Annotated in this window: 9 protein-coding genes; 5 read left to right on the top strand and 4 right to left on the bottom strand. The window is 65.7% G+C overall.

Going from position 1 to position 8085, the window contains the following annotated elements; all coding sequences use genetic code 11:
* Positions 1 to 231 precede the first annotated feature (231 nt).
* The 4 genes from dbpB (ACWH4W_RS12195) to ACWH4W_RS12180 are packed head-to-tail and all read right to left on the bottom strand — an operon-like array spanning position 232 to position 4628.
* On the bottom strand, positions 232 to 1335 hold the full coding sequence (gene dbpB, locus ACWH4W_RS12195) for a DGQHR domain-containing protein DpdB (RefSeq protein WP_473075767.1): 1104 nt from the start codon (positions 1333 to 1335) through the stop codon (positions 232 to 234).
* Positions 1336 to 1384: 49 nt separating this feature from the next.
* Entirely contained in the window at positions 1385 to 2605 is a 1221-nt protein-coding gene (gene dpdA, locus ACWH4W_RS12190; RefSeq protein WP_457700032.1) for a tRNA-guanine transglycosylase DpdA, read from the bottom strand.
* Positions 2602 to 3735 (bottom strand): DGQHR domain-containing protein DpdB, encoded by a 1134-nt coding sequence (dbpB, locus tag ACWH4W_RS12185; RefSeq protein ID WP_473075766.1) that lies wholly within the window; start codon positions 3733 to 3735, stop codon positions 2602 to 2604. Before dbpB (ACWH4W_RS12185) ends, dpdA begins: the two co-directional genes overlap by 4 nt.
* Positions 3732 to 4628: a hypothetical protein gene (locus ACWH4W_RS12180; protein WP_473075765.1), complete on the bottom strand. Its 897-nt coding sequence runs from the start codon at positions 4626 to 4628 to the stop codon at positions 3732 to 3734. The genes dbpB (ACWH4W_RS12185) and ACWH4W_RS12180 overlap by 4 nt, the downstream gene beginning before the upstream one ends.
* 123 nt (positions 4629 to 4751) lie before the next feature.
* Here ACWH4W_RS12180 and queC point away from each other — a divergent pair, with 123 nt between their 5' ends.
* The 5 genes from queC (at position 4752) to ACWH4W_RS12155 (ending at position 8048) form a co-directional block, all read left to right on the top strand.
* Positions 4752 to 5447 (top strand): 7-cyano-7-deazaguanine synthase QueC, encoded by a 696-nt coding sequence (gene queC, locus ACWH4W_RS12175; RefSeq protein ID WP_457700026.1) that lies wholly within the window; start codon positions 4752 to 4754, stop codon positions 5445 to 5447.
* Between the two features lie 2 nt (positions 5448 to 5449).
* Positions 5450 to 6085, top strand: a complete 636-nt coding sequence (queE, locus tag ACWH4W_RS12170) for a 7-carboxy-7-deazaguanine synthase (protein ID WP_352379660.1) — start codon at positions 5450 to 5452, stop codon at positions 6083 to 6085.
* The gene (queD, locus tag ACWH4W_RS12165; protein ID WP_010040266.1) at positions 6085 to 6441 is read left to right on the top strand and encodes a 6-carboxytetrahydropterin synthase QueD; all 357 of its coding nucleotides are present in this window, start codon (positions 6085 to 6087) and stop codon (positions 6439 to 6441) included. The genes queE and queD overlap by 1 nt, the downstream gene beginning before the upstream one ends.
* Positions 6442 to 6445: 4 nt before the next feature.
* Positions 6446 to 7219 carry a GTP cyclohydrolase I FolE2 gene (locus ACWH4W_RS12160; RefSeq protein ID WP_473075764.1) on the top strand — a complete coding sequence of 258 codons (774 nt, stop codon included), beginning with the start codon at positions 6446 to 6448 and terminating at the stop codon, positions 7217 to 7219.
* Between the two features lie 313 nt (positions 7220 to 7532).
* The gene (locus ACWH4W_RS12155) at positions 7533 to 8048 is read left to right on the top strand and encodes a VUT family protein (protein WP_473075763.1); all 516 of its coding nucleotides are present in this window, start codon (positions 7533 to 7535) and stop codon (positions 8046 to 8048) included.
* The last annotated feature ends 37 nt before the right edge of the window (positions 8049 to 8085 follow it).

Genomic DNA, 8085 nt, shown 5'->3' with positions numbered 1-8085 from the left:
TCTCTTCGACCTACGCTGGCGCGCCCTCGTGCCGGAGCTTACCGCCGGGAACGCTGCCCCTGAATGGACGTGCGCCGCAACCTCCAACTCCTCGACGAGTTCCTCGCATCGCCCCGTTCGGCCATTCGCGGGCATGCAGCAAAGCCCACCGCTGGGTGGGGGCGATGGGCGGGAGGTGCGGTGTAGTCGGTTCGCCGTGCCCGAGAGGGCACGACGAACGCGATCAGGTAGTCAGCCCCGTACGGTGCGGACCAGGAGGTCGGTGAGCAGGCGGATGTCGTTGGGGGTGTTTTGCAGGCCGTTCCAGCGGCGCTGCTCGCCGTCGGCGAAGCGCCACATGCCGGAGGTCCAGGCGGTCACCGGCATCAGGCCGAGGACGGCGTTGCGGACCTGATCGCAGTCGACGTCTTCGGCGGGCATGCCGTCGGTGAGGGCGTCCATGACGAAGCCCATGGCCTGGATGCCGACGCCGTGGGTGAGGCGGGATTGGCGGGGCGGGAGTTTCCAGGCGTCGCTGAAGGTCTCCTTCACGATGGTCCAGAAGGAGCGCAGGTGCAGCAGCATGCGTTCGACGTCGCCTGAGCCGTCTTCGGGGTTGCGGTACTGGTAGAGGGCGCCTTCGAAGAGGCTGTGTTCCAGCATGCGCAGCAGGCTGGTGTCCTTGATGTTGCCGTCGGGTGAGGTGGGGCTGGCTACCCGGCCGTAGAAGGGGCCTTGGCCGTCGGTGTTGAGGCGGGTCATCAACTGGGCCGGCAGGCGCTTGCGGGCGTATGCGGGGGGCAGGTGTCCGCTGGTTTCGGGCAGCAGTTCGTGGATGAGGCCCTTGGGTAGCGGCTTGGTGGAGTTGACCAGGATGAACTGGGAGCGCTGGTCTTCTTGGTTGTCGGCGATGAATCCGACGGCGGCGACGGGGAATTCGACGAGGTCGGCGTCGCGGATGGCGGCGCTTCGCTGCTGGCCGTCCACGATGAGGGCGGGCTTGTTCTGGTCGGTGAGGGATTCGTCGACGGGGATGACGAGGACGCCGGGGACGGAGTAGTCCACGCCGGCGTTGGGGCGGACTCCGGTTTCGAAGCGGACGGTGTCGTCGAAGGCTAGGACGAGGGCGTTGGGGAGCATGGCGTCCTCGGATTCGAGGTAGCGGCGGATGCCCCGGATATGGCTGAGGACCTCGGGGCGCTGGTAGCCCTTCAGGTTGCTTGCATCATCGCGGCGGACGCGGGAGACGGCAGCAAAGCTGTGGAGTTTCTTCCCGTCGATGGCAAAGCAGTAGATTTTTCGCTCGCCTTGGCGCACTTCGAGGGCGGGAAGCCTCAGCTCATATCGGTCGGCCATTCATATCTCCTGACAGGGTTTTTAAGAAAAGCTAGGTTAGTGCTGGAGTCTATTCGAAGGTGAGTTGTCTCATCTTCGCCTCGAGCACGGTGAGATTGTGGAATCCGCGGCGCTTGTTGCGTTCACTGCCGCGGAATATGGCGATTTCGATTCCGTGCTTCTTGCACAGGGCGCAGGGGCACGTGCGCCAGGGCGCGTCAGCCAGGGTGCGTTCGTAGTACTCGAGGTAGCTTTTCTTTTTCGGGCCGAGGACGAGGTTTTCGTAGGTGGCGAGGGCACTCATGACTTCTTCGAGTGCTGTTTCTTCTTGGTCGAATGCGCGGAGGGCGCGCAGGCAGTCTCGTTCGGCGATGATGGCTTCGGCTTGGGAGACGTGGCCGGAGAGGATGAGGCGTTTGAGGGCGGGGTTGCCGTCGACTTGGGGGACGCGGATGGCGGTGTAGGAGTCGGTAGCGGTGTGGTAGTTGTTGCGGTCGTCCATGAAGGCCTGGCGGAAGGCACTGGTGCTGTCGAAGCTGGCCACGCCGTGGCGGGCGAACTGTTCCATGCTATCGACGCGGTTGATGCCGAGCAGGTGGAGTTCGGTGTCGTGGTTGCGTACGGCGTCGATGGCGCGCAGGCAGGCGAGGATCTCGTGGGACTTGAGGGGGACCATGCCGCCGAGGGCGATGCGCCGGTATCCCATTTTCTGTAGTTGGGCGACGGAATGGGCGTAGCTGTCGGGTCCCCATCCCTGGGCGGCGCCGACGGGTTGGAAGCGGGCGCCGTGTTTTTTTGTGGCGGCGAGGAAGTTTTCGGCAAGTTCGAGGGAGATCTGCTGGCGTTCCACCCAAGCCGCTTCGGGTTCCGTATCGGATTCTTGGGGGATGTAGCCGAAGATGATGTGGTCGATGCTGATGCCGGCGTCGAATCCGCAGCGGCCGTAGAAGTCGATGACTTCGTCGACTTCGTACGGGGGGCGTTCTTCGTCGATGTAGTTGAAGGCGCCGCAGTCGCCGATGGTGGAGCAAGTGTCGGGAAGGCGGAAGAAGTTCCTCACGCCCAGACGGTAGAGGCGCTCGCGTTGCGGGGCGGAGTATTTTCCTGCGCCCTTCATGGATCCGTCGACAACCGCCTTGCTGACGAGGATCCCGTCATACGGGATCGGCGTCACGGCCTGGTGGGCGTAGACGTCATCGCGCTGACGGACTCGGTAGGGCGAGTACTCGTCGTTGATGAAGTCGTAGGTGGGGCTCACCAGGTCCTGGCTGTCAGGGAAATAGAATTTCACGCGGCTTTTGCCTTTTCCTGCACATAGATACGGAGGAGGTAGTTCGATAGGGTGCTGATGTGGCGGGGATTGTTCTGGAGTTCGTTCCAGGGGGTGTTCAGGTCGGGCCAGCGTCCCTGGGTCCAGCGGCAATGCGGGGCGATCAGCGCGAGTTCGGCCCGCGCCAACTCCACGGCATGGGGTGACGCGGGGTCAATGGCCATCATGACGCGGTCCATCAGGCGCCCCATGGAGCGGATGCCCACGCCGTGCATCAGCCGGGACCGGGTCGCCGGCAGGCCCCATGCGTCGGGGAAGGTGTCGCGCACCGCGGTCCAGTAGACAACGAGGATCTGGCGGATGGTGGCGGTGTCGACCGTGCCGTTGGACAGGTTCTTGTAAGGAAAGAAGGCGCCTGAAGGGGAGTTGAGGGATTCCTGAATCGCGGTGGTGAGGCTGTTGTCCGTGACGACGGCGTCCGCTTTCTGCTCCGCCGTGGTGGAGGGGCGGCGCACCAGGCCCCTAAACGGTGAGTCCTTGTCGTGGTTTAGGGCCTCGACCAGGACGGAGGGGAGCTTACGGGCGGAGAGCTTGGTCGGCAGGAGGGTGCCGACTTCCGGGAGGAGTTCGGTGACCAGGTTGGTGGGCAGCGGGGAGACCGTGTTCACGCGCAGGAACTGGTCGCGTTGGGTTTCCAGGTCTTCGGCGACGAACCCGGCGATGGTCACGGCCAGGCGGGTGTTGCGGGTGCGGGCCAGGGCGAGGCTGCGCTGCTGGCCGTCGACGATCCAGGCCGGCCGTGGGGCATCAGGGGCGTCGGGCAGGGGGATCTCCAGCGTGCCCGAGGTGCACAGGCCGTCGCTGCTGCCCGGGCCCGGGCTGGACTTGAACCGCACGCTGGAGGGCAGCGCCATGATCAGCCCGTTGGGAAACAGGACCTCCTCGCCGTCGAGGTACTCGAGGATCTGCTTCACGTGCTGCTTCTTCTCGGGGCGTTGGTAGCCGATCAGTTTGCCAGCCTCGTCCCTCGAAATGCGTGCCACGTCGGCGACTTGGCGCACCTCTTCTGCCGCCAGGGTGAACACGTACAGGGGGATTGTGGGGTGCTGCTCGATCCGCAGGGCCCGGCGCTTAAGCACAAGGGAGGTCATCGAGGGCCAATCGTCGCTGTGTACAGGTCGGCGAAGCGCTTTTGTTCGCAGGCCATCCCCTGGTCTCGCAGCAGGCGCAGCAGGCGGGTGCGGGAGTAGCCGGGGTGGCTGTCCTTCGACTGTTCGATGAAGTCGATCACGGCTTCGTCCGTCATCGGCCGACGCTCGTAGCGTTCGGGGCGGGCGACTTGGGCGACCCAGTCTCTCCAACGTTGCCGTGCGCTGGGGGTGATGAGGTGGCCGGGCGTGCAGCGCTCGAGCCAGGCAGCCGCCATGCGGACGTTCAAGCTGGTGCGGGTGCCGCCCAGGGCGTGGCGCAGGGCGGCGTTGGCCGGCACGCGCACGATGCCGTCCAGCTCGCAGGCTCCCCCGACCAGCACCACCTCGGCTCCCGTGGCCGCCAGCGCGGCAAGGTCGCGGTGCATGGCCCCTGCGTAGGTCTCGGACAGCACCACCAGCGCCCGGCCGGCGGCGGCTGCGATCTGGGGCAGCTGACAACTGGCGTCCATGCGTTGCAGGTGATCCCACCAGTCGGTGGCCTGCGCGCTGGAGGAAGCCACGGAATCTGCGTGTCGGGGCAGGAAAGTCGCTGCGTAGGAGGGTGCAAGGCTGGAGACTGGCCGCAGGCCCAGACCGGCCGAGGCCACGTAGAGCCGGGGAACAAAACCGGCCTGAGATGCGGCTTTTGTGATGGCTTGGGCGCGCCGCCACTGGTCGCCCTGATAGAGGTCCTCCAGCGCGATGCGCGGCCCTGGCGCGGCGTGCAGGCGGCGGGCCCATTCCGCGGCCCGCTCCGCCAGGCCCGTCTTGGGCAGGGCACGGGCCTGCAGGGTGGCCTCGGGGGGTGAGGTCTTCCGGTCCGTGCACGTGACCACGATGGGCAACTCGTTCACTGCGGTTCGACCTCTGACTTCCGTAACTCGATTCTGGTTGTGATTACTGTAGCCGGTAGTTAAGACGGTAGGCTGCCACTGTCTCAACGGAGGCAACTGGACTTCAGATAAGGGAGTGACAGCATGGACCGTCCCGCGATCGTGTTGCTGAGCGGCGGCCTGGACTCGACCACGGTGCTGGCCATCGCCAAGGACCAGGGATTCACTCCCTACGCGCTCAGCTTCCGCTACGGGCAGCGGCACTCCATCGAGTTGGAGGCGGCACAGCGGGTCGCCCAGGCCCAGGGCGTGGCCCGACACGTCATCGCCGACATCGATCTGCGGGTCTTCGGCGGCTCTGCTCTGACGGCCGACATCGAGGTGCCCAAGCACGAGTCGCTCGCGGACGTGGAAGAGACGGGGGTACCGATCACCTACGTGCCGGCCCGCAACACGATCTTTTTGTCCTTCGCGCTCGCGTTTGCCGAGACCGTCGGCGCCAGCGACATCTTCACCGGGGTCACGGCCGTGGACTACAGCGGCTACCCCGACTGCCGCCCCGAGTACATGGAGGCGTTCGCCACCATGGCCAACCTGGCGACCAAGGCCGGCGTCGAGGGCACCTCCAAGATCACGCTGCACTCCCCCCTGATCGCACTCTCCAAGGCCGACATCGTCCGCGAGGGCCTGCGCCTGGGCGTGGACTACTCCCTGACCTCCTCCTGCTACGACCCCGACGAGCAGGGCCGGGCCTGCGGCAAGTGCGACACCTGCCTGCTGCGCCTGAAGGGCTTCGCCGAAGCCGGCGTCAGCGACCCCGTCCGGTACCAGAGCGCCTGAGCATGACCTACCTGATCAAGGAAATCTTCTACACACTGCAGGGTGAAGGCGGCCACGCCGGCCGCCCGGCGGTGTTTTGCCGGTTTTCCCGCTGCAACCTGTGGACCGGCCGCGAACAGGATCGCGCCCGCGCGATCTGCCAGTTCTGCGACACCGATTTCGTGGGCACCGACGGCGAAGGCGGCGGCCGCTTTCGCACCGCCCAGGAACTGGCCGACGCCGTCGAGGCCGCCTGGCCCACCACCGACCAAGCACACCGGTTCGTGGTGTGCACCGGCGGAGAACCCCTGCTGCAGTTGGACGAGGCCGCCATCAAGGCCCTGCACGGCCGCGGCTTCGAAATCGCGGTGGAAACCAACGGCACCCGGCCCGCTCCCCGCGGTATCGACTGGCTGTGTGTGAGCCCGAAGATCGGCTCCACCCTGGTCCTCACCAGCGGCGACGAACTCAAACTGGTCTACCCCCAGGCCGGTGGCGACCCCGCCCAGTTCGAACACCTCGACTTTCGCCACTTCCGCCTGCAGCCGCTGGATGACGCCGACCGCGAGGCCCACACCCGTGCCGCCGTCGAGTACTGCATGAAGAACCCGCGCTGGACACTCTCCCTCCAGACGCATAAGTATCTGGGAATTCAGTAATGGAAATCTTTCGCGAGTTCACCTTCGAAGCGGCTCACCGCCTGCCGCGCGTGCCCGAGGGTCACAAGTGCGCCCGCCTGCACGGCCACTCCTACAAGGTCACCGTGCACGTGGAGGCACCTGTTGAGCCGGAGGCGGGCTGGGTGATGGACTTCGGCGACATCAAACAGGCTTTTAAGCCCATTGATGCACAACTCGACCATTACTACCTGAACGATATCGAAGGCCTCGACAACCCCACGAGTGAGAACCTGGCCCGCTGGATCTGGGACCGGATGGTCACCGAGCTTCCCGGCCTGTCGGCGATCACCGTGCGCGAGACCTGCACCTCCGGTTGCACCTACCGAGGTGAGTAGCGGCATGCACGACATCCAAAACGAGGCAGACTCCCGCGGCATCGCCATCGACGAAGTAGGGATCAGCGGCTTGCGCTATCCCGTCACGTTCGATGACGGTCACACGTGCCAGCATGGCATCGCCGACATCAGTGTCACCGTCGGCCTGCAGGCCGACCGACGCGGCACCCACATGAGCCGCATGATCGCCCTAGTGCATCAGGAAGTGGCCACCCTCGCCCCGCAGGACTTGCCCATCGCCCTCAAACGAGGGCTCGCCCTGCTCGAAGCCCCCAGCCTGGCCGTGACGTTGTCCCTGCCCATCGCCACGACCGTGACCGCACCCGCCAGTAAGCAGAAGTCGTGGCAAACCCACGACGTCACCATCACCGGTTACATCACCCCCGACACCTGCACCGTCGCCACCACGGTGACCACCGACGTCACCAGTCTGTGCCCGTGCTCCAAGGCCATCTCCGACTACGGCGCCCACAACCAGCGCAGCGAGGTCACCCTCACTGTCACCGGGACCGCCGACGCGCCCTACCCCCTGGCGGTCCACGAAATCGTCGACCTGCTGCGCAGCGTCGGCTCCGCCCCTGTCCTCCCCCTCATCAAGCGGCCCGACGAACGCGTCGTCACCATGCAGGCCTACGACCACCCAGTCTTCGTCGAAGACATCATCCGGGATATAAGCCTTGCATGCCGTGAAAAGGGGCTGAAACACGCGATCCGGGCGAAGAACCTGGAAAGTATTCACAGCCACGACGCCATCGCCAGCCTGACCTACACCGGTTGAAGCCCCTCACACGCCCTGGGGCAGAAAGGGGGTGCCAACCCCTTCCCTACGCCGTGCCTGCGGCGGGCGCTGGCGCCGCTGACTAGCGCGTTCGCCATTCAGGAGCCCACCCGAGTCCCTCAGGGCGGCATCGCCTGACCCCACTGGGACCTTACTCACCTCCCGGCAGCAGGCACTTCTCTCAGCACTGCAGCGCGGACCGACGCCTTAAGGATGTCAGTGTCCTGCGCTGTACTGTCTGCACGTTCGTCCCACCGCCCGTCCGCCGCTGGAGCCGAGCGCAGCAACCCCCCACCGAGACAGAAAGTAGATCGTGAAGGCCCCCGCTCCTGCCGGTATTGCCACAGTCATCGCGTACATCGCCACCATCCCGGCCGCCAACTTGGCCGTCACCCACTTCGGCGCGGTACCCGTCGGCCTCGGTTACGTGGCGCCCGCCGGCGTCTACTTCGTCGGCCTGGCACTCGTCCTGCGCGACCTTGCACGCGAAGCGACCGGCCGTGGCGCCATCCTCGCCGCCATAGCCATCGGCACCGTCCTCTCCTACCTTCTCGCGGACCCCAGCCTCGCCACTGCCTCAGCGGTTGCCTTCGCCATCGCCGAAACCATGGACTTCGTCGTCTACGAACCCCTGCGCCGCCGAGGACTTCTGGTTGCGATACTCGCCTCGAACGCCGTCGGGCTTCTCGTCGACAGCCTCCTGTTCCTCCACCTCGCCTTCGGCTCCCTCAATTACCTGCCTGGACAAATCCTCGGCAAAACGTGGATGACCGTCGCGGCCGTCATAGTCCTGGCGCTACTGCGCCGCCGTTACCGCGTTATCGCCTGAACGTCCCCGCCTGCCATCCACGTGTGGCAGGAAACCT

This window comes from Streptomyces sp. DSM 120436 (genome assembly GCF_055778765.1).
The sequence above is the reverse complement of the archived record's forward strand: the minus strand, read 5'-3'. Positions and strand labels throughout refer to the sequence as shown.